The sequence below is a fragment of the Gemmatimonas sp. genome, assembly GCF_041689975.1.
In the GTDB taxonomy this organism is placed as follows: domain Bacteria; phylum Gemmatimonadota; class Gemmatimonadetes; order Gemmatimonadales; family Gemmatimonadaceae; genus Gemmatimonas.
Map to the genome: position 1 here is coordinate 1 of NZ_JBDNFF010000067.1, position 20181 is coordinate 20181.

The 20181-nt window shown below is 64.0% G+C and carries 20 protein-coding genes; 11 read left to right on the plus strand and 9 right to left on the minus strand.

Going from position 1 to position 20181, the window contains the following annotated elements:
- A partial coding sequence (locus ACESNG_RS04995; protein WP_373068046.1) for a hypothetical protein occupies positions 1–1441 on the plus strand: 1441 nt, incomplete at its 5' end.
- Between the two features lie 9 nt (positions 1442–1450).
- On the opposite strand, the gene asd is transcribed toward ACESNG_RS04995, so the two are convergent.
- Positions 1451–2302: an archaetidylserine decarboxylase gene (gene asd, locus ACESNG_RS05000; RefSeq protein WP_373063562.1), complete on the minus strand. Its 852-nt coding sequence runs from the start codon at positions 2300–2302 to the stop codon at positions 1451–1453.
- A gap of 273 nt (positions 2303–2575) precedes the next feature.
- Here asd and ACESNG_RS05005 point away from each other — a divergent pair, with 273 nt between their 5' ends.
- On the plus strand, positions 2576–3178 hold the full coding sequence (locus tag ACESNG_RS05005) for a PadR family transcriptional regulator (protein ID WP_373063560.1): 603 nt from the start codon (positions 2576–2578) through the stop codon (positions 3176–3178).
- 183 nt (positions 3179–3361) lie between these two features.
- Positions 3362–4348 (plus strand): alpha/beta hydrolase, encoded by a 987-nt coding sequence (locus ACESNG_RS05010; protein ID WP_373063558.1) that lies wholly within the window; start codon positions 3362–3364, stop codon positions 4346–4348.
- Between the two features lie 39 nt (positions 4349–4387).
- On the opposite strand, the gene ACESNG_RS05015 is transcribed toward ACESNG_RS05010, so the two are convergent.
- Positions 4388–4900, minus strand: coding sequence for a pyridoxamine 5'-phosphate oxidase family protein (locus ACESNG_RS05015; RefSeq protein ID WP_373063556.1), 513 nt, complete (start codon positions 4898–4900; stop codon positions 4388–4390).
- 303 nt (positions 4901–5203) lie between these two features.
- Positions 5204–6400 carry an amidase gene (locus ACESNG_RS05020; RefSeq protein WP_373063554.1) on the minus strand — a complete coding sequence of 399 codons (1197 nt, stop codon included), beginning with the start codon at positions 6398–6400 and terminating at the stop codon, positions 5204–5206.
- Between the two features lie 200 nt (positions 6401–6600).
- On the opposite strand from ACESNG_RS05020, the gene ACESNG_RS05025 reads away from it, so the two are divergent.
- From ACESNG_RS05025 to ACESNG_RS05045, 5 genes are read left to right on the plus strand one after another with little or no spacing between them, the layout of a single operon-like run.
- Positions 6601–7035 (plus strand): YncE family protein, encoded by a 435-nt coding sequence (locus ACESNG_RS05025; protein WP_373063552.1) that lies wholly within the window; start codon positions 6601–6603, stop codon positions 7033–7035.
- 42 nt (positions 7036–7077) lie between these two features.
- Positions 7078–7947 carry an efflux RND transporter permease subunit gene (locus ACESNG_RS05030; protein WP_373068048.1) on the plus strand — a complete coding sequence of 290 codons (870 nt, stop codon included), beginning with the start codon at positions 7078–7080 and terminating at the stop codon, positions 7945–7947.
- Positions 7948–7959: 12 nt separating this feature from the next.
- Positions 7960–8352: a PepSY domain-containing protein gene (locus ACESNG_RS05035; RefSeq protein WP_373068050.1), complete on the plus strand. Its 393-nt coding sequence runs from the start codon at positions 7960–7962 to the stop codon at positions 8350–8352.
- A gap of 29 nt (positions 8353–8381) precedes the next feature.
- Positions 8382–9074, plus strand: coding sequence for a response regulator transcription factor (locus ACESNG_RS05040; protein WP_373068052.1), 693 nt, complete (start codon positions 8382–8384; stop codon positions 9072–9074).
- Positions 9064–10518 carry a sensor histidine kinase gene (locus tag ACESNG_RS05045; protein ID WP_373068054.1) on the plus strand — a complete coding sequence of 485 codons (1455 nt, stop codon included), beginning with the start codon at positions 9064–9066 and terminating at the stop codon, positions 10516–10518. The genes ACESNG_RS05040 and ACESNG_RS05045 overlap by 11 nt, the downstream gene beginning before the upstream one ends.
- Here the strand turns inward: ACESNG_RS05045 and ACESNG_RS05050 are convergent.
- Together ACESNG_RS05050 and ACESNG_RS05055 are read right to left on the minus strand one after the other, a co-directional pair.
- Positions 10506–11726, minus strand: a complete 1221-nt coding sequence (locus ACESNG_RS05050) for a YncE family protein (protein WP_373058220.1) — start codon at positions 11724–11726, stop codon at positions 10506–10508. The genes ACESNG_RS05045 and ACESNG_RS05050 overlap by 13 nt on opposite strands.
- On the minus strand, positions 11723–13753 hold the full coding sequence (locus tag ACESNG_RS05055; protein ID WP_373068056.1) for an Ig-like domain-containing protein: 2031 nt from the start codon (positions 13751–13753) through the stop codon (positions 11723–11725). Before ACESNG_RS05055 ends, ACESNG_RS05050 begins: the two co-directional genes overlap by 4 nt.
- 109 nt (positions 13754–13862) lie before the next feature.
- Between ACESNG_RS05055 and ACESNG_RS05060 the strand changes: the two genes are divergently transcribed.
- From ACESNG_RS05060 to ACESNG_RS05070, 3 genes are read left to right on the plus strand one after another with little or no spacing between them, the layout of a single operon-like run.
- A complete protein-coding gene (locus ACESNG_RS05060; protein WP_373058216.1) occupies positions 13863–15119 on the plus strand; it encodes a hypothetical protein in 1257 nt (418 codons plus the stop codon).
- 54 nt (positions 15120–15173) lie between these two features.
- Positions 15174–15377, plus strand: coding sequence for a DUF350 domain-containing protein (locus ACESNG_RS05065; protein ID WP_373058214.1), 204 nt, complete (start codon positions 15174–15176; stop codon positions 15375–15377).
- Complete coding sequence (locus ACESNG_RS05070; RefSeq protein ID WP_373058212.1) at positions 15377–16009, plus strand: transglycosylase SLT domain-containing protein; 633 nt, start codon at positions 15377–15379, stop codon at positions 16007–16009. The genes ACESNG_RS05065 and ACESNG_RS05070 overlap by 1 nt, the downstream gene beginning before the upstream one ends.
- A 318-nt stretch (positions 16010–16327) precedes the next feature.
- Here the strand turns inward: ACESNG_RS05070 and ACESNG_RS05075 are convergent, their stop codons facing one another.
- The 4 genes from ACESNG_RS05075 to ACESNG_RS05090 form a co-directional block, all read right to left on the minus strand.
- Entirely contained in the window at positions 16328–16753 is a 426-nt protein-coding gene (locus ACESNG_RS05075; RefSeq protein ID WP_373068058.1) for a hypothetical protein, read from the minus strand.
- An 83-nt stretch (positions 16754–16836) separates the two neighbouring features.
- Positions 16837–17505: a TetR/AcrR family transcriptional regulator gene (locus tag ACESNG_RS05080; protein ID WP_373058208.1), complete on the minus strand. Its 669-nt coding sequence runs from the start codon at positions 17503–17505 to the stop codon at positions 16837–16839.
- A 68-nt stretch (positions 17506–17573) separates the two neighbouring features.
- Entirely contained in the window at positions 17574–18953 is a 1380-nt protein-coding gene (locus ACESNG_RS05085) for a carboxypeptidase regulatory-like domain-containing protein (protein WP_373058206.1), read from the minus strand.
- Between the two features lie 51 nt (positions 18954–19004).
- On the minus strand, positions 19005–20181 hold a 1177-nt coding region (locus ACESNG_RS05090), incomplete at its 5' end, for an alginate export family protein (RefSeq protein ID WP_373068060.1).

Consider the following 20181-nt stretch of genomic DNA (forward strand, 5'->3'; position numbering starts at 1 on the left):
CTGGGGGCGCAACCCGATCAAGTTCCATACCGAGTACATGGGCTTCCTGCCGCTCGCCCTCGCCGCGCTGGCGTTGGGTGACAAGGCGCGTCGTCGTCTCGTGATCGTGATCGGTGTCAGTGCGCTGTTCTTCCTCATGTTCTCGTTTGCGGGTTACACGCCCTTTTACAAGCCGTTCTACGAACTGCTGCCGCTCGTGAAGAAGATCCGTGCGATGGGTATGGTGTTTTACCTGCCGGCATTTCTGGTGTGCGTACTGGCCGGTGTGGGAGTCGATCGGCTGCTGGCGCGCGCCGTGCCGATGCGCACGGTGCTGATCGTGGTCGGCGGTGCGGCGGTGTTTGCACTGCTGGGCACGGTGGGGGGCCTGCAGGGGCTCGCGGAATCGCTGGCTATTCCGGAGCGTCTCGAGGCGGTTTCGGCCAACGCGCCGTATCTGCGGAGCGGTGCCCTGCGATTGCTGGTGTTCGTGGTGCTCGGTGGTGCGGTGCTCTGGGCCACTGCGGCGGGTCGTATCGCGCCGCGCGTCGCGACCGCTGCGCTGCTGGTGTTCCTGGGAATCGATCTGTGGAGCGTCGACCGTCAGTTCTTCACCTTCTCGGCACGAGCCAGTTCGCAGTTCGCCGACGATGCCGTCACGACGTACCTGAAAAAAGTACCGCCGCCGTATCGCGTGATCGACGGTGGTAACAGCTACGGTCAGTCGATTCTCATGGCGTATCGCATTCCGAATGCAATGGGCTACCACGGCTTTCAGCTGCAACGCTACAACGAACTGGTCGGCGCGAAGGACGGATTCCGTAACCTGCTCACGCCGCAGATGTTCGATCTGTTGTCGATACGCTACATAATCTTGCAGGACACACAGCTGGTGGCGGGTTTCCATCAGGTGGTGCCGCCGTCGCCAACGGCATTCGGCACCACGGCCACGCTGTACGAAAGCGATGCCGCGCCGGCGTATGCGCGTGTGTTGCCGGTGTCGGCCAAGCTCACCGAAGAGCAGGGGCTGGCTACCGTGATCGATCCACGTTTCCCGATCAGCAGCGTGGCGTTGTTGCCGGATACGTCCACGGCCACGTCACCGGCGGCGACACCGCCGTTCCCCACGCCGCAGGTGAAGGCCGCGGTGACCGAGTGGAGCGCCGGCAAGATGCGTATTGCGCTGACCGGTGCCGAAGCGGCCACGAGTCAACTGCTGGTGTCGGAGAACTGGTATCCCGATTGGCACGCCGAAGTCGATGGCAAGCCGGGAATCGTGCGGCGCGCCGATCACACGTTGATCAGCGTCGATATTCCGCCGGGTGCGAAAACCGTGCGCTTATGGTTCGAGTCGGCAACGTATGCGCGCGGCAAGATGATCAGCCTCGTCTCGCTGCTGCTGGCGGCGGCGATGATGTTCGTGCCGATGTTCGTACGGGTTGGTACGAAGAAAATCTCGTAACGCGACGCGTTACGTTTCCAGCGTGCGTCCCATCGGTTCACCCATGCGCACCGGCACCTCAGTGGCCCACTGCCCGGTAAACGCCACGCTGTTCAGCGGGAACAGCAGTACTACCGTGGAGCCAAGCAGAAAGCGGCCCATCTCGTCACCCTTCTCGAGATGGATGGCCTGATCGGTGTAGTGCCACTCGCGCACCGTGCCCGGGCGCGTGGAATTCACGATACCGTGCCACACGGTGGCCATGCTACCCACGATCGTGGCGCCCACCAGCACCAACACGAACGGCCCGTGCGCGCCTTCGAATACGCACACCACCCGCTCGTTGCGCGCGAAGAGCCCCGGCACGCCGCGCGCGGTGGTCGGATTTACCGAGAAGAGATCGCCCGGCACGTGAATCATGCGCACGAGCCGCCCATCGCAGGGCATGTGAATGCGATGATAGTCCTTCGGGCTCAGGTAGATCGTCGCGAAGTCACCGTTCGCGTACGGCGCGGCGAGTGTCGCATCACCGCCCACCAACGCGGTGGTCGAGTAACGGTGCCCCTTCGCCTGAAAGATCTGATCGCCGGTGATCGGGCCGAACTGACTGATTGCGCCGTCCACCGGGCAAGTGAAGTCCGCATCGGCAATCGGACGCGCCCCCGGCTTCAGGGCGCGCGTGAAAAAATCATTGAACGTGGCATACGCCGCGATGTCGGGCTCGGCGGCCTCGCTCATGTTCACGCCGTACTTCGCGACGAACCAGCGGATCACCGATGTCGTCTGTTCGCCACGCGTGGCCGACGCGAAGGCGCCCGCCAATGACGTGAGGGCCTGCTTGGGCAGCAGGTATTGGGCGATGACGAAAAGGGGCGAAGCCACGGGAGCGTGAGGAGCGATGAACAGGCCGGCGGACGGACGATGGAGGATTGCACCATGGAGGTGCCCGCCGCCAGTGGGAATGGGAGGCGTAACGGATACTCCGGTCTGCGGCACGTTGGTGAAGCCAACGTTGTACGCGCTCGCAGGTGGGGTGAGTAACGTCGGCTGGCGCGGGGCCCCTGATATGAGACATATCATATGCTACGCACGTCTACTATGCTTCACAGGCGGAAGGCACGCCGCGTTTTCGAACCTTTGCGAGTTGAACTTTCGATGTCGCTCCGTCATGCCATCCTCGGTTTTCTCTCGGTGCGGCCGATGAGCGGGTATGATCTCAAGCGCACCTTCGACCAGTCGGTGCGTCACTTCTGGTCGGCTGATCAGGCGGCGATCTATCGCATGCTGAGCGAGCTGGAGGCGGCCGGGCTGGTTGCGCATGAGCGGATCGCGCAGGAGACACGCCCTGACCGCAAGCTGTTTCACGCCACGGCCAGTGGGCTTTCCGCACTCGACGAATGGCTCACTGCCTCCGCTCCCGCCGTGCCTCGCCGCGAGCCGCTGTTGGTGAAGCTGTTCTTCTCCGGGAGACTGACGTCGGATGAGATGCAAGGATTGCTGCGCGACGAGCTCGACGCGGTAAACGTGGAGATGGGTGCGTTCAAGACGTACGTGGCGCACATGGGTGCGAGCCTAGCGTCAGCGGACGCGGAGCGGCGTGCGATGATGGTCGGCCCGCTCGTCACGCTTACCAACGGCGTGACGTTGGGTGTTGCGTATCGCGCGTGGCTGCAGGGGCTCCTGCGCGATTCGAGCGCGGGGACACTGACCGCCGAACGATTGCTGGACGCGCTACGCTCGACGCTCGACACGGAGTAGTTCGACATGTCTGCTCTTCATCTTACGTTGCTCTTGGCAACTGAACCGCCCGGTATTTCGAGGAGATTGGTGTCGATGGTGCATCAAGTTTGCATTCGTTCTCACCGTATCCGTTCAGCGCTAGCGTTCATGCGCTACCATAATCGGATGTGTAATCAGATGCGTCGGCCTCTCGGTTTCCTGATGCGGCTCCTGCTACTCTTGCTCTGCGTCGCGACGACCGCCGTCGCGCAGGGTCGCATTCTCGTCGACACGATCCACTCCAAGGCCATCGCCGGCAATGCCATCGGCGATACGCCGAATCGCGAAGTGTTCGTATACACGCCACCCAGCTACGACCGCACGCCCAACCGGCGCTTCCCCGTGTTGTACCTGTTGCACGGCTTCACGTCGCATCCGCGCGAGTGGCTCGACGGCAGCTATCAGGGGCTCGACCTGCAGCAGACGATGGACAGTTTGTGGCGCGTCGACGCCGGCGAATATCTGGTGGTGATGCCGAGTGCCGACAACGCGATGGGTGGCACGTTCTATGTGAATTCGGCGGCCTTCGGCAAATGGGAAGAATTCGTGGCCGATGAATTGGTGCGCTTCATCGACGCCCGCTATCGCACGCGTCCCGAACGATTATCGCGTGGGCTGGCCGGACAATCGATGGGTGGCTTCGGAGCGCTGTACCTCGCGCAGAAGCACGGCGAGCTGTTCGGCTCGGTGTACGCGATGAGTCCATGCTGCACGGCGATGGTCGGCGAGTTGGCTGCATCCAGTGACGTGTGGCGCTACGTACGGGATACCACCACTGTGACACCGCCGGCTATGGCCGTCAGTGTGCGCATCGCCCGCGCCATGACGGCGGCGTTCGGAGCGCCGTACGACACGCCAAATACATGGTCGCAGTTCCTGCCCACCGATCTGCTGGCAAAAGATGCCACGGGCATGAAACGCAGTTGCGCCGTCGTGATCGAGTACGGTCTCGACGACGCAATCACCAGCGTGTCGCTGGGATCGCGAGCGTTCGCCGACGAACTTGCCCGCGCGAAAATTCCCTTTCGGCTCGACGTGTTTGCCGGCGACCACACAAATCGCACGCGACAGCGATTCGAGCAGCGCGTGCTGCCGTTTTTCGCGCAGCAGTTCTCCGGAGTTGCACCCAACGGGAACTGCCTGCCCTGACGCTGGCGATCCGCCATCAGTGGCACCGCATGTGTGCACCTACAGCGTGACCGACTTCACATCGCCGATCTCCGGCCGCTCGCCGGTGACTTTACCCTTGAGCAGCTCGAAGAGTACGACAGGCTTCGACTTCTCCTGCTTCATGTAGAGCACGCTTTCCGCAGTCACCAACACGAGCGTCAAACGCGGATCATCGGGACCACCGTCGCGCACTTCGTCGAGTTCGCCGAACCACATTTTCCAGTCGGGCTGGTAGAGCTCGCGGATCGTGGCGCGATCAGTCGAAACGGTGGCGGTGCCGGACACGGACACCCACTCGTAGGTCTTGGTGCTGAAATAGCTGAGGTTGATTCGCGGATGTTCGTCGAGTTCGTCGATCTTGTTCGATTCGACGTCAGTCACGAACCACAGATCGGCTATGGGATTTCGCTTCTGAGTGGCCATCGGCCGGGAAACGAGTTGTCCGTCTCCGCGCTGTGTGACGAACATCGCGGTTTCGATGCCGTCGACCAGTTCATAAAGATCCTCGATGCGCTTTTGCTGCTCGTCCATACAATCTCCGGATTGTTTGAGTGAAGACCCCGGTCCATTGCAAAGCAGGTGCCGTGCCACTGCTGGCCATGTCGGTCATGCGGTCGTGTAGAGCGTGGCGAGCCCTTGTATTTCGAGCGGTAGGTTGAGCGGCCGGCCATGGTGGGCGCGAGGGTGGTGCTTCAGCTGGCGGCGTGGCGGATCGAGCGTTCAAAGAACTGGTCACGCTGAGGCGCTGAGAACGCCGAGGCGCAGAGAACTGCAGAAAGTTGACCTCGGCGCGCTCTGCGCCTCGGCGTTCCCAGCGTTGTCTGTTCAGCGATCTCAGCCCGACACCGGCCCAAGCCGCGCCGCGATCTCCAGCAGCATCTCGTCGTTCCCGCGCGAAGCGATCATGGAGAGACCGATCGGACACCCGTTCAGCGTGCCGAACGGCAGATTTACCTGTGGCAGTCCACCCAGCCCCGCGATGCACAGCAACGCCAGTGCCCGCTCGCGAAACGCGACCGTCTCGGCCGGCGGGAGCCGCAGCAACGGTGCGATGTCCGGCACCGTGGGCAGCAGCAGCACTGCGTTGTTCGCAAGCAACGCGTCCAGTCGCGAGGAGATCTCGATGCGGCGCTCGCGCATGGCCGCGACCTCGTGCGCCTGCACCTGCGCCGCCGCCTCGAAGCGCGGGCCGACTTGCGGACCGAACTTCGGGCGCACGCGTGTGACCCACGCGCGATGCGTGGTCCAGATATCGTCGTACTGCAGCACGCGAAACACGTCGAACCACGCGGGCAGTCCTTCGTCGCTTACCGTAATCGGCTCGGCTTCGCCGAGTAGGGCGGTCACGCGGGCCAGAGCGGGGGCGAGCGCTTCCGTCGCACCAGGGAGCGCGAGGGCGAAGGCATCGGTGGCCAGCAACACACGACCGGGGGTGTTCGGCGAACCACCCAACAGCACATCGCCCACCTGCGCCAGCAGCGACGCGTCGCGTGCGAACCAACCGCAGGTGTCGAAGATCGGTGCGAGTGGACACGCGCCATCGAGTGAAATCCGGCCGTGCGTGGGGCGGATGCCGTAGATGCCGCAGAAGCTGGCCGGCGCCCGGACGGAGCCGCCTGTATCACTGCCGATGGCGAAGTCGACCAAGCGTCCGGCCACGGCCGCCGCGGACCCACTGGACGATCCGCCCGGCACACGATGCGGCGCCGCTGGGTTGAGTGGCGTGCCGTAATGCGCGTTCTCGCCGGTCAGACTGAACGCCATCTCTTCGGTGTGCGTCTTCCCGGCGAGAGTGGCGCCGGCTTGGAGTAGCAGCGTGGCCACGGTGGCCGTGCTCGACGCTTCGCCATGCGTGTCGAACCAGTCAGGACTGCCGAAGCCGGTGCGATGTCCGGAGACATCGAAAATGTCCTTGAGGCCGAACGAAAGGCCGCGAAGCGGACCGTTGCCAGCGCCGGCGCGTTCCACGTGCGTGTGTGTGCAGAACGCGCCGAGATGATCACGTTCGAGGATGTTGTTCCTGAGGGTCATGGACAGAGAAGATCGGGCGTGGGACGCCTTTCGGGAATGCCGCAGCGGCCTGTCACGTTCCTGACATGATCGGGCCGTAGCCTTCTACCATGCCGTCACGCCCTCCTCCGACCCGGTTTTCCATTCCGTGCGTATCTGCGTCCTACCCGCGCTTGACTCTTCGTTGGCTTTGGACGCTTCTTGCGGCTTGGATGGTAACGATGCCGACGATTGCCGGCGACGCACAGTCGGTGCCCGAAGCGGGGTACCATGTTACGAAGACGATCCCGATCGGTGCCGATGGCGGGTGGGATTACCTGACGATCGACGCGGAGGCGCGACGACTTTACGTGTCGCACGCGACGAGAATGGTGGTCGTCGATATCGATCACGACACGGTCGTCGGTGAACTGCGCGATACACCCGGCATTCATGGTGTTGCTCTCGCGCCAGCGCTCGGACGCGGCTACGCCAGCAACGGGCGCGACAGCTCGGTCACGATCTTCGATCTCGAGAAGCTGTCCGTCCTCGGACGCGTCAAGGTGACCGGGGCGAAACCCGACGCCATTCACTTTGACGCGCTCACGCTGAAGGTCACGGCGCGCGCATCGGTCATTCCCGGTACCTCCGCGATCCTTGTGTTGGATCGCCTGTAGCAGATGGCAGGCCGAATGCGGGGTGGGAGGCGACTCGTCGTCATGTGGGTCGCGGGCACGGGCCTCGGTACCTTGGCCCATGCCCAGTCGGCAGCCTCGGCGCGCGTCGTGACGCGCGCCGAGGCCGTCGCGAGCGCGTTATCGCGCTCGACGCGACATACGATTGCCCGCCTGGACTCCGCTTCCGCATTCGCGCAACTGAGTGCTGCGCGGCAGTACGAAAATCCGGAGCAGTTGGTGATCATCACGGCAGGGGTCGAGGGGCGTGCATTGAGCGCCGTGATGGCCGATGTGCAGGGTATCCTTGCGTCGAACGCTGCGTCGAACGCTGCGTCGGCCGGTGTGCGCGTTGAATTGGGCGGACGCTATGCCAGTCAGCAGGCTGCGTTCTCCACGCTGCTGCTCGTGTTGGCGCTGGCCGTCGTGAGCGTGCTGTGTGTGATGGTGCTCCAGTTTCGGTCGTTCGTGGAGCCGATCGTGGTGCTTCTCGCGGCGCCATTGTCGTTTGGCGGGGCCTTCGCACTGCTTGTACTCACCGACGTGTCGCTGAACGTGTCGAGCTTCATGGGGTTGATCCTGCTGGTCGGACTGATCGTGAAAAACGGCATCATCCTGCTCGACTTCACGCGGCACCGCATGCTTGTCGATGGCGCCGATTTGGAAACGGGCATTCGGGATGCCGCGCGCATTCGCTTGCGGCCGATTCTTATGACAACGCTGTGTACGCTCTTCGGCCTGATGCCGCTGGCACTCGGGCTTGGGGCCGGCGGCGAGATGCAAAAGCCGCTCGCGATCGCCGTCATTGGTGGTCTGGCGCTTTCCATGCCAATCACGTTATTCGCGGTACCTATGCTGCTCGTGGCCGTGCGCGGGCGGGACTTTCGACTCATAACCACGGCAGCCCTTTCATAACAGGAACACATTATGCGGATGATTACAGGAAGTCTGATCGCACTGGTGGTGGCATCGTCGACCCTGTCAGCGCAGGCCGTCACTGTGAAAGAAGAGAAGGCCGGAATGCTCAAGCTGGCCAAGGTGACGCCGAGTGCCGCCACGGCCACGGCGTTGGCGAAGGTACCGGGTGGCAAGGTGCAAAGCGCCGAGATCGAGAAGGAGGACGGAAAGCTGGTGTATTCGTTCGACATCGAGGTCGCGGGCAAGAGCGGTATCGATGAAGTGCTGGTCGATGCGACGAGCGGTGCCGTGGTGAGCGTTGAGCATGAGAGCGCCGAAGACGAGGCCAAGGAAGCCGCGGAAGACAAGGCGAAGGCCGACAAGGCGAAGGCCGCGGCGAAAGTGAAGAAGCCGGGCGCGTAGCCGAGCAGTAGTGTGCTACTTTGACCGCCATGCGAGTCCTGGTGGTGGAAGACGATGCGGAGGTTCGCGACTTTCTGCTGCGGGTCATTCGTGAGGCGGCCTGGGCGCCCGACGGCGTGTCGGACGGTCGGGCCGCGCTCGTTGCGCTCGCACATGGGACGTACGATCTCGTCGTGCTGGATGTCGGCTTGCCCGACATGGACGGATTCAGCGTCTGCCGTGCGCTGCGCGCTACGGGCGATCGTACGCCCGTCCTCGTGCTGACGGCGCGCAATGCGGTGAACGATCGCGTGCAGGGTCTTGATGCCGGCGCCGACGACTATCTCGCCAAGCCGTTCGCGGTAAGCGAGCTGCTGGCCCGCTTGCGTGCATTGGCGCGTCGTCCGGCGGCGGCATTCGAACCGGTACTTCGCCTGGCCGATCTCGAACTCGACAGCGCGTCGCATCAGGCCACTCGTGCGTCGGTGCCCGTGGTGCTCACGCAACGTGAAGTCGCGCTGCTCGAGTATCTGCTGCGCAATCCGCGGCGGGTCGTAAGTCGTGCGCAAATTCTGGATCATGTCTGGGACGACAACTTCGATCCGGTGGCGAACGCCGTCGACGTGCTGGTGGGACGACTGCGACGGAAGATCGATCGGGCCGGGCTCACGCCGTTGCTGCATACCGTGCGTGGCAGCGGCTACGTCCTGACGGACCGACCACGAGGCGACCATGGCAGTTAGTCGGCTACGCCTGCGGCTCGCGGCAGGGTTCGCGTTCGCGTTCGCGGTCGGTATCGGGTTGCTCGCGACGGGGGCGCTCGCGTTTCTCACACGAGAGTCCACTCGGCGTTTCGACGCACAGCTCGACGGTGTCGGCAACGGGCTGCTTGCGGCACTCACGCGCGAGCACGATGAGGCCCCGGATTCTTCCCTCCATTTCGTGGCGGGTGCAGTCGTCGCCGAATGGCCGGATAACGGCGATGCGTTTCTCGTTCTCGACGACTCCGGCGCCGTGATGGCGAGCCGGGATCCCGACGGCATCAGCGCGCGGGTGTTAGCCGGCGTTACGGCTGCGAGCACGACGCGTTTCGATATCGATCGTGATGGGTCCGATCTTCGTGCGCGTTTGTTCGACAGCACCATCATGATCGCCGCCGCCTCACCATCGACGCGCCGGGCTGTTCGTATTGTGGTGTTCGGATCGACCGAAGGGATCGAGGCCGACACGGAACTGCTCGGGATCGCGATCGTTTTTGGTGCTCCGGTCATTCTGTTGGCGAGCCTGCTGGTGGGCTATCTGTTGGCAGGCCGTGCACTCGCTCCCGTGCGCCAGCTGACTATGGACATTGCGAGCATCGCGCCCACGGACCTGTCGCGTCGCCTGGCGCCGCAGCATGGCGATGGCGAACTGGGGGCGCTCGCTGCGGAATTCGACGCGTTGCTGGTGCGACTCGCCGACGCACAGCAGCGCAATCGACAATTCGTTCGGGAGGCCGCGCATCAGATACGCACACCACTCACCCTCGTGTTGGGCGAAGCGGAGCTTGCCCTCGATACGGTACTGACGGTCGGCACCACGGAGGCGGAGACCGGCGCCGCGCGGCTTAGCGCTACAATCGCTCGGATCCGCACTGCGGCGGAACAGATGCGCCGGCGCGTTGACGAACTGTTTCTCTTGGCCGAAGCGCGCGCCGGCGAAGTAGTACGCCTGGAGCAACGAGTCGAGCTCGATGGACTGGTGCTCGAATGCACCGATTTGATGCGGGCCCGCGCGGCCGTGACGGGGCACAGCCTGGCCATCGGTGAGGCTGAGCCCGTAATCGTGCTGGGAAATGCGGCGCTGCTACAGGAAGCGCTGCTCGAGCTGATCGAAAATGCCTGTCGTCACGGTGTGCCGCGCGCACCGATCACGGTATCCTGCCGCGCCGTTCAAGGTCGCCGGGAGGCGGTGCTCGAGGTCCGTAGCGACGGCGCCGCGCTCAGCGATATCATCGCGCAAGGTCAGCCTGACAACGCGCAGGTGCAAGCGCACGATCGTGGGATGGGTCTCTCGATCGTGCGCTGGGTCGCGATCTCGCATCACGGGCGCTTCGAGGTTGCGCACGAAGTCCCATTCAACGGCGTGGGCGCCTACGTGGGGCACAACACCGTGCGCCTCATCCTGCCCACGATTCACGGCGTGTGAGTCGCGCCCTCGGATCGCAGGAAGTCGATGCCGCCCGCCTGCTGTCCAACATCCACCGACGCCACTTTCTCGAGCGAGGCGAGGTCGATCACATCCACGGTGCCGGGTTCGGATCCGACACCTTCAACCGATATGAACGCGTAGCGGTCATCGTCGGACACCGCGATGCCGTGCACGACTCTCCGCGTGGTAGGAATGCGCGCGAGCTCTTTTCCGCTCAGCGCGTCGAACACAGACACCGACGCGTCGCGCTTGTTCGTGGCGATCAGCCGCGCGCCATTGTGGGTGATGGCAAGGTTGTACACGCCGGGGCCGGCGGGAATACGACGCACCAGCGTCCACGATTTTGTATCGATCTCCACGAGGTCGCTCGATTTGTTGCACGCCACCCACACACGCGCGCCGTCGCGTGACGGCTGCGCCCAGGTCGGTGAGCAGGAGATGTCGCCCGGCTTGGGTGGCTCCATGCCGTGGCCCGACATGTCGCTGTTCGCTCCGCTCCGCGTGTCGCCATGGGCGCCATGCTCGCTCACCCCGCGCTCGGGCGGCGCTCCCGTCATGCCCATTTCCTTCCCCTTCGTCAGGAAGAAGTGCCGGCTCACCGACAAGGTGCTGGCATCGATTTCGACCAACGTCTCGTCCATCATGCAGGCCGAGTAGTGTTTGTTGCCGTCGCTCGAGAGGCGCGACCCGTGGGGCATGGTGCACGTGCGGATGCGCGCGATCTCCACCATCTCCTTGGCCGCGACCACTGAAACATCGCTGGTCTCCATGTTGCCGTGCAGATTAAAGTTCACGACGAACACGAGCGCGCCGTTGGGCGATACCTGTGCCGTAGCGGGAAAGTTGCCAAGCATCACGTTACCGAGCTGCGCGTCGGTGGCAGCGTCGTACTTTACGAGCTTTCCGAAGGGCGTACCGTGCGCGATCGTCACGAAGTACTCCCTCGCATCGGGCGCAACCGCTAAACCATGCGGGCCGGCCACTTCCATCTTTGACCAACCCACATACTTCTCGCGCTCTACCCGCGCGCCAGCCGGACCGAAGCGCACCAGCGCCACGCGGTCCACCGATTCGCTCGCCACCAGCACGAGATAGTCTCGCGTGGGTGGCTGGGTGGCCGACTGCGCCGGTACGACACACGGTGCGCACAGCACCGCCGTCATCGTCGATGTCAGCAGCGCGGTGCGCACGGTCCACCTGCTCACGGAACGACCTTCTTCACTGGCTTGGGTTCGATCCGGACGATCCACAGGCCGTTGTTGTCATCGTTCACATAGGCGAGTCCGTCCTTGGGGTTCACCACCACGCCCCACGTCATTGCCGCGTTCTTCACATGGCCGTCCATATCGGCGGTGTTCAGGTGTCCGATCTCGCGCCCCTGCGCGCGGAGATCACCGCGAAGTTCACCCGAGATGTCGAACACGCGGAAGCCGGCGTTGTACGCGCCCATGTACAACGAATCACCGGCCACCCACACGTTGTGCACGCCGCCGTACTCAGGCTCGTAGAACGCCACGGACTTCGGATTCGCGATATCGGACACGTCCACCACCTGCAGACGGCCATACGCACGACCAGCGGCTGCGTCCTTGGTGCCCTTGGGCGATGCCGCCGGAAAGACTTCATCGGCGATGAATACGTAGTTCTTGTGACGCCACGCCGTATGAGTGCCGCGGATGAAGCCCGGGCCGCCGTCTACTTCGACTTGCTTGTACATCGCGTTCAAGTCGTACTTGAATTGCGAGACCTTCACCGGGTTGGACGGCGAGCCACCCTTGATCCCGTTGCCCACATCGAGCACGATCAACCCGTCGTTCCAGTAGCTCGCGTACAAGAGGCCGTCGCGCAAGTCGATGTCGTGCAGTGAGCGGCCAGCATCGGGACGCCCTTCCGTTTTCCAGCGCGCTACCTCTCTTGGATGATACGGATCGTTCACGTCTATCACGTGCAGCGCGCCGGTACCGTCGTTCGTGAGGAAGATGAACGTGCCGAACTTCTCCTGCTTGTACACGAACGCCGAGTGCACGCCACCGGTCACGCCTTCAGTAAACTCGGCAATCGGCTTCGGATGCGCCGGGTCATCGAGTGACGCGATCACGATGCCGTTCTTCCGGTCGCTGGCCCCTTCGCGCGTGAACACGAGGAACTTGCCGTCGGGGAATGTCATCACGTCGTTCACGCGCCGCGTGTTCGAGATGATCGAGTCGGTAACCTTGGGGTCGGCCGGGTTGCTGATGTCGAGCGCGTACAGCACATCGCCACCGCCGCCCGAGCCGAGATAGGCGTGCTTCCCGTCCGGATGAATCCACACTTCTTCGGTGGTAAAACGCGTGCGTGGCAAGCGGCCGACCAACGATAGCGGCCGGCGCACATCGCGCGGCGCGAGGGTGATCGTGCTCTCCACGCTGCGCGCGCCGAACGACGCCGTGATGGTGTAGTCGCCGGGCTCGTAGCCCACGAAGGCGCCATCGGCGTCGATCTGCCCCTGTCCGGGCGAGAAGCTCCAGGTCGGCGTGAGTCCGGTGATCGGCTTGCCGGCTGCATCCTTCGCGGCAATGGCGAAGCGGAGCACGTCGCCGGTGCGCGCTTCTACGTGCCCCGGTGTCAGTGTCAACGACGACAAGGCGGACGCGGCCACCAAAACTGGCAGGCGCTGCGACACGCTGCCCGCGGTGGCCACGATGGCCGTGCGGCCCGCTTTGTGCGCGGTAATGAGCCCGCTCGCGCTCACGCTCGCCACCAGCGGGTTCTCGCTCGTCCACGTGACGCGATCGCTGCGCACGTCTTCGTTGGCGGAGAACGCACGCGCGGTGGAGCGTACGCGCTGGCCCACCACGAGCTTGGGAGCGGTCGGCGAGAGTTCGATACGCGCGGCCGGTCCGGGAACGGCGGTGATCTCGATAACCTCGAATATCGGCGCGGCACCGGGCATCGTGGCCGTTATCGTTACCGGCAGAATCGCCGTCGAACTGGCCGTGACCAGACCGGTAGAATCCACGCGTCCTTCGAAGCGCGCAGCGCCGCCGAGTCGATAGCGGAAGGTGACGCCGGAGAGCACGTTCCCCTGGGCGTCGCGCGCTTCCGTTCGGAGTCGCATGGTGTCGCCCGCGGTGACCGTCCGGCTGGCGGGCGTGATCACGAGGCGGGCAATTTTCGGCGCTGCTTGGGCCGGAATGGCAAGCGGAGCCACCAGCGCCAGCAGGACCGGTGCGACCGTGAAAGAACGCTTCATGCGCGGGGAGGCTTGGGGAGGAGACGAGCAGTAGGTTTGCAGAGACTAATAATGGGCGCTGGTCGCAATCCCGGCGAGCGCTGCCCGGTCTATTCCTGAGAGGCACCGCATGCAGCGCACGTTTCTGAGCATCATGGTTGGAGGCCGGTCCAAGGCGATCACGCTGGCCTTCACGGTAGCGAGCGTGATGCCCGCCGGTGCGCAGACGGCGCCGCCGCGCCAGACCGACGCCGATGCCTACACCCGATACGAATTGTTGGCGCCGGGTTCGGCCAAGTTCCGCATTGTGTACGACGTAACCGCCACAACCGCCGGCGCCACGCACTACTTCAATCCGATTCGTGCCGGCAGTATCGCGACCGATGAGCACGTGAGCGATCGCGCTACTGGCAAGCCGCTGGTGTTCGACGTGGTCGGTGCTGCCGTGGCGCGCACCGGTGGTGTGCGCGTTTCCGACAGCGTGCAGCAATACATCCGCGTCACGCTGGCGCGACCGGTGCCGGAGAACGGTGGCGAAGCGCGCGTGCTGATCGACAAGACCTACGAAGACGCCAGGAGCTACTTTACCGACGGTACGACGATCGTGTTCAATCGACCGCTTGGCATCAAACGCAACGCGGTCGTGTTGCCCAAGGGGTACGAGCTCGAGTCGTGCAACTACCCGTCGCAGATTCTGCAGGAAGCCGACGGCCGCATTGTGATCAGCTTCTGGAACGGCACACCTGCCGAGGCGCCGTTGATCCTGCGCGCGCGCCCGACGGCGTCGCTGGCATCATCGACCGGCACGGTGCGATCGAGTGTTCAAGCGCGACTCGATGAGCGCGCCAGACAGTCTCGGGAGATCGTGTACTTTCTGCAGCAGCCGGAAACGCACGCGTTCGACCTGTATCACGACTACACGGAATCGCGCGCCGGTACCGATCACTACATCAACGTAGTGCGCGCGGGAAGTCGCGTGTCGAATCCATCGGCGCGCAATCTCGACACGGGCGAACCGTTGCGTCTCGATGTGCTGAAGGGCGTAGCAATAACGGCCGCGAAGCTCGAGATCGGTGAACCTGTCACGCCGAATACCGAGATTGTGGTGTTCCGGTTTTCTGCGGTCGCGGCTGGTGCTACCACGCGCTTGCGTATGTCGGAGACATATACCGACAGTGTCCGCTATCGTTTGTCGGGTGACGAGTTGGTGTGGGATCGCAGCTTCGGACGCCCGGCGAATGCCGTGGTGTTGCCGGCCGGTTGGGTACTCACCAACAGTGCCATCCCGGCGATCGTGAGCACGCTGCCCGACGGGCGTGTGCGCCTCGACTTCATCAACGCGCGCCCGGATGACATCGCGGTGCTGATCACAGCGCGCCGTCGCTGATCCTTACGGAGAATCCGCACGCGGTACCCGTCTTCACTCTCTGCCAGTCTATTCATGCAATGGTCGATCGTCGGGCTCAACTTCCTGTACGCCACGCTCGGTGTGGTCCTCATGTTCGCGGCGTATCGTATCATCGACCTGCTGACCCCTCAGGTCGACTTTGCCGAGGAGTTGAGAAAGGGGAACGTGGCCGTTGGCCTGTTTGTCGCCGCGATCTTCATCTCCGTGGCGATCGTCGTTGGCGGTGCCCTCAATTGATGCGTCGCCTGCGCTGGGGTGTGCTGGTGCTGTTCGCCGCGGGTGCGGTGCATGCGCCGACCGTATCCGCGCAGCCGCGCGCTCCGGCCGACCGCTACGATGATACGTTTCGCAAGGCCGCGAAGCGCTCGTTCGGTCCGGCGTTTGATTGGCGTCTGTTCAAGGCGCAGGGTATGGCCGAAAGTAATCTCGATCCGCTGGCGCGCAGTCGCGTCGGGGCGCGCGGATTGATGCAGTTGATGCCAAGCACGTATCGCGAAGTCACGTCGGAGAATGTTGATGTCGGCATGATCGACAATCCCGAGATGAACATCGAAGCGGGCATCGCGTACGACCGACGACTCTGGTTGCGCTGGGAGAATGATTCGATTGCCGACGATCGGCTACAATTCATGTTCGCGAGCTACAACGCCGGACGAGGGACCCTGCTGTCGGCGCAGCGGCGCGCCCGTGAACGGCAGTTGGATCCACGGCAGTGGCGGAACATCGAGAAGATTGCCCCGTCGGTGCTGCGCTGGCGTTACGTAGAGACCTTGGATTACGTACGCAAGATCGACGTGAATATTTCGCGTCTCGACGATCGCGGCCGTGTCACGAAGCCTGGCGCGACCGCACGCGGATTCAAGCGATAGCCCGGCCGCTGAAACGCTCGGGCGAACAACAGGGGCGTCGGGAGGGGGCCGATGGGTCAGCGGCCATCTTGCGTGAAGCAACACCGCGGGCCTTTGGGCCGGGATTCACCCACACTGAACCCCGAAGAGCCATGTATTCTGGACCGTTCCTCTGCGTGCTCTGTGCCTCCGCGACCTCTGCGTGATCAGTTCAGCAGATTGTCCGTCGACAGCTGATCCGTTCAGCGGCCATGGTCGGTAAGGCAACGCAGCGGGCCGTCCCGCCGAGAGTGACCTACACGAAACCCCGAAGTGCCTTCGGCCTTAATGTGCCCACCGCTACTGGATGATGTAAAACTGGCTGCGACTCAAGTCGGTGGCACCCGTCGCGATGAGCTCGAGCTTCACGACGCCACCCATGCTCACCGAGATTATCGGTGATGTCCAGGACGAGCGTCCGCCGATGGCCCGGGCCTGCAGCTGCATCAGTGCGCCAGCTTGCAGGTACGTTTCCCGCACTTTGAACGTCACCGTCGCGCCGCCGTTCACGGTGCCCAGTCGTACGCCGCGCGCGCCTTCGCTGCGCACGACATAGAGGTTGACATCAGCGAAGCCACGATTTTCCACGACGAGCGCGACCGTGCCTTGTGATGAGCCGCTTCCGCCGAGTTTGGCGGCGCCGCAAGCGGAGAACAGGGCCGGCGTAAGGAACACGATGCCGCTTCTCACTGCCGTTCCCACGCGACGCTTCGTTGCGGTCAGCATTGCTTGCATCGACCTCTCCGGCCAAACGGGATGATGGGTGTTGCGTTGCACCTATGCTACTCCGTCGGCCACTCGGTTGTTCGTTACGCCAGAGGTTCCACAACCGCCAAATGGTTCCCCGACGCGGGGCGGCGCAAGCCAGCTGCCATGGCCTTCACCCCCCGCGCAAAGCCGCCCTTTTGACCAGTCGCCCCGAACATGCCGCTGCGCTCGAGCGCGATGAACCCATGAAGAAAGGCCCACAGCGCGACCGCCGCATCGGCGTCGTCGGCCGATCCGGTGAGGTCACCGACAACCTGCAGAAGTCGCTTCCACACGGCGGTACGTGCTACGTGCGGGATTGAAGACGCGGCCGTCGACGATGGCTCGATGGCCGGCAACGATGGCTCGGCAACCGGCAGCCGCACCGTCGCCCTGGTAAGCATGGCATACAGTGCCGGCTGCTCGCGGGCGAAGCGCAAATACTCGTTGGCCATGAACAGCATCGGCATTTTGGGCGATTCAACGCTCGCCGAGCGCGGCGCGCGAGCGATGGCGGCATCCATGGCCGCGAGCAGGTCACCGGCAGCGTGCTCGGCCAGCAGTGACTGTAAGCCGGCCAGATCGACCACATGCTTATACAGCGAGGCAGGGCGCACACTGAGGCGCGCGGCGACCGCGCGCATGCCGAGCGCATCCACGCCCTGTTCCCGGATGAGGGCGAGGGCCGCACCCACCACGCTCTCGCGTGACAATTTCGACGGATAGACCATGTCACAGTGTGCGTCTTGATCGCCGAAAGCTCAAGCAGGCGCACGAACTTCCGGTGTCGCTGTTCTCCCTACCGACGCGACGTGCGCGGACCGGTCCAAACCACAATCGAGCCGCAGCCGTTTCGTGAATCGAACTGCGCGGGCACGTTGGACGTGCGCGAGTACACCTCGACGGCCCTGACCTCTTGCGAGTTCACGATCGCATCGAGGTTGCCATCGGGAACTTGCACGTTCATGCCATTCAGGAATACCGCAGGCGCACAGGTGCCGGCGTTTCCGCGCATCAGCACGCGTCCCTGCGCGGACTGTCCGGTCGCGATCGAGATCCCCGGCACCGTGCGGAAGATGTCGGCCATGAAGATCGGCGAGCGGTTGTTGAGCTGGTTCTCGTCGATGAACGAGCCGAAGCCCGAGCGACGCCGTTTCTCGAACTCCGCCAGCTGATTCGACACGCGATCGCCTCGTACCCGTACCGTGTCGACGGTGGCGATGAGCGCTTCGAGTGTGATGTCGGCGGTCGTGCCTTCTGTCGCGGGGACATCGACCACGACGCGCATGGGCTGGTAGCCGATCGCGCGCGCTTCGACCATCTGGGTACCGGTGGGAAGTCCGTCCAGCAGGTACTGCCCGTTCATAGTGTTCGTACCGTTACCGCTCGCGCCCCAGAGAACCACACGTGCGCCGGCGATCGTCTGCCCGCTCACACTCTTCACGGAGCCTCGGAGCATGCCCGTGCCCTTGTTCGTGGAGCCGAGCATGAGGTCACGCACCAGCAGACCGTTGCGCGGTACGCGCAGTTCGATGAACCCGGTGGAGTCGCCGCCGGCATAGGCCCGTGCGGTCACGGGAGCATTGCGCGGCACGCCGCAGAGCGCGAATAGCCCATCGTCGGTGCTGCTTCCGAAGCGCGACGGAGAGCGTCGCTCCATGCCACGCGGTCCCACCGTGACCTCCGAGTACTGTGCTCGCACGCGCGCCGCGGGCACCGGTTGGTTGGTCGCGGCGTTGCGCACAAATCCCATGTACAGTCCCGTCGGCTCTTCCGGGTTGGCCGGCCCGCACCGTTTGGTGATGATCGTCTCGGCCGACGGAATCGCCATCGGCACGGTGAGTTCCTCTGGCGTCGTGATGTTCACGCGAAAGAGTGGCGCCTCCATGCCCAGCTGATCGAGCCGTTGGTGGAAGAAGCCGATCAGGTAGGTGCCGATGGTGAGCGAATCGATGGCGAAGCGCCCGTTCGCGGCGGCGATCGCCGTACGCACATTCGCCGGGTTGGCCACGTCGACCAGTTGCACGGTCGCGCCACCCAGCCACTGCGTGGCCGCGCTGTCGAACACGGTGCCCACAAGGCGCGCGCGAAGGGGCGGCGGCGCTGGTGTGGCGGCGCGCACCTGTGCCGCCAGTACCGTGGGCGCGGCCAGCATCAACACGAGAAGTGATCGGAACATCGAAGATGAGGACAAGGAGATGTGAGCGACCAACAGAGATGAAACCTGAATTCAGAACGCGAAGGTGGTACCGACATACCCCCAATGCTCGACGTGTGCTCCACCGGGTGTGGTGGAGAGGAAGGCGCCGGGATGCACGGTGGCCCCTCCAACCAGCACGCGGAGATGGGTGGTCGCCCTCCAGGCGGCGGTGGGATCGACTTCGTCGGCCACATGACGGGCCGTGGATCCACTCGCCGAACGAAAGAGACCATTCTGCTTGTTGTACACGCCGTCGTCGAGATGGCGCCGATGGAAACGATACCACGCCGCGCGCACCGACAGCGTCGGCAGCGGGTCCCAACTGCTGATCGCATGCAGCTCGGTCACGTTGGGACGACCGATGACATCGGCGAATCCTCCGTGCTGATGCGCCGCCGGGTAGAGCACGGCAAAGGCCTCGTTCCCCGTGGTAGAAGGACGGTCGCTGCTGGCCTCCTCCACTCCGACCGCGAGCGACGGCAGGCCACGCACGCGTCGCCATTGCAGCTGTGTTTCGGCCACCCAGAACCACGCCTGTAGCTCACGCGCGCCGGCGTGGCCGTGTTGTAACGCGCCTTCGAGTTCCATGGATGTCACGAAGCGTGATGCCGACGGGGTGCCGAATTGCCACACGGTTCGCGCGCCGGTGGTGAGGCGTCGTGTGAGCGACGACGCGGTACGGATCGTCTGCTCGTACCAGTAGCCGTTCCACTGCGTCGGCACGCCGCGGGCGAGGCGCGTGGCGCCGGCAGCGGAGCCCAGCGATAGCGTGCGTATTCGGGCGGTACTGTCGGCCCGATTCCCGCGATCGAGTCGTACGAGCATCGGCCGGATGCTGGTGCCCTCGAGCAACAGGCGTCCGCGCACGAGTTGCGCGCGTGTGCCCTCCGAGCCACGACGCGTATTCGCCCAGTCGGGCACGCCCACGAGTCGCTCGCGGTTCAGGGAAACCTCCTGACGGCCGTAGCGCACGAACGAGCGATCGTAGGCCAGGTCCGCGTAGAGATTTTGGATGTCATGACGGTCGCCATCGGTGGGTCGCGTGCCACCCGGTAGCGTGCGGCTTAAGGCCTGAGCATCGCGCAATTCCGTGAGCATGCGGCCGTGGAGCCCGTTGGAAGGGCCGACTTGCAGATCGGCACCGACAATCAGTCGTGTCAAACCGTAATCGTCGTTCAGCGTGCCCACGCTGAAGCCGCGCATGAAC

Coding starts and splice junctions, on each gene's coding strand:
- ACESNG_RS05005 (WP_373063560.1), top strand. CDS start 2,576: ATGTCGCTCCGTCATGCCATCCTCGGTTTTCTCTCGGTGCGGCCGATG.
- ACESNG_RS05010 (WP_373063558.1), top strand. CDS start 3,362: ATGCGGCTCCTGCTACTCTTGCTCTGCGTCGCGACGACCGCCGTCGCG.
- ACESNG_RS05015 (WP_373063556.1), bottom strand. CDS start 4,900: ATGGACGAGCAGCAAAAGCGCATCGAGGATCTTTATGAACTGGTCGAC.
- ACESNG_RS05020 (WP_373063554.1), bottom strand. CDS start 6,400: ATGACCCTCAGGAACAACATCCTCGAACGTGATCATCTCGGCGCGTTC.
- ACESNG_RS05025 (WP_373063552.1), top strand. CDS start 6,601: ATGCCGACGATTGCCGGCGACGCACAGTCGGTGCCCGAAGCGGGGTAC.
- ACESNG_RS05030 (WP_373068048.1), top strand. CDS start 7,078: ATGTGGGTCGCGGGCACGGGCCTCGGTACCTTGGCCCATGCCCAGTCG.
- ACESNG_RS05035 (WP_373068050.1), top strand. CDS start 7,960: ATGCGGATGATTACAGGAAGTCTGATCGCACTGGTGGTGGCATCGTCG.
- ACESNG_RS05040 (WP_373068052.1), top strand. CDS start 8,382: ATGCGAGTCCTGGTGGTGGAAGACGATGCGGAGGTTCGCGACTTTCTG.
- ACESNG_RS05045 (WP_373068054.1), top strand. CDS start 9,064: ATGGCAGTTAGTCGGCTACGCCTGCGGCTCGCGGCAGGGTTCGCGTTC.
- ACESNG_RS05055 (WP_373068056.1), bottom strand. CDS start 13,753: ATGAAGCGTTCTTTCACGGTCGCACCGGTCCTGCTGGCGCTGGTGGCT.
- ACESNG_RS05060 (WP_373058216.1), top strand. CDS start 13,863: ATGCAGCGCACGTTTCTGAGCATCATGGTTGGAGGCCGGTCCAAGGCG.
- ACESNG_RS05065 (WP_373058214.1), top strand. CDS start 15,174: ATGCAATGGTCGATCGTCGGGCTCAACTTCCTGTACGCCACGCTCGGT.
- ACESNG_RS05070 (WP_373058212.1), top strand. CDS start 15,377: ATGCGTCGCCTGCGCTGGGGTGTGCTGGTGCTGTTCGCCGCGGGTGCG.
- ACESNG_RS05075 (WP_373068058.1), bottom strand. CDS start 16,753: ATGCTGACCGCAACGAAGCGTCGCGTGGGAACGGCAGTGAGAAGCGGC.
- ACESNG_RS05080 (WP_373058208.1), bottom strand. CDS start 17,505: ATGGTCTATCCGTCGAAATTGTCACGCGAGAGCGTGGTGGGTGCGGCC.
- ACESNG_RS05085 (WP_373058206.1), bottom strand. CDS start 18,953: ATGTTCCGATCACTTCTCGTGTTGATGCTGGCCGCGCCCACGGTACTG.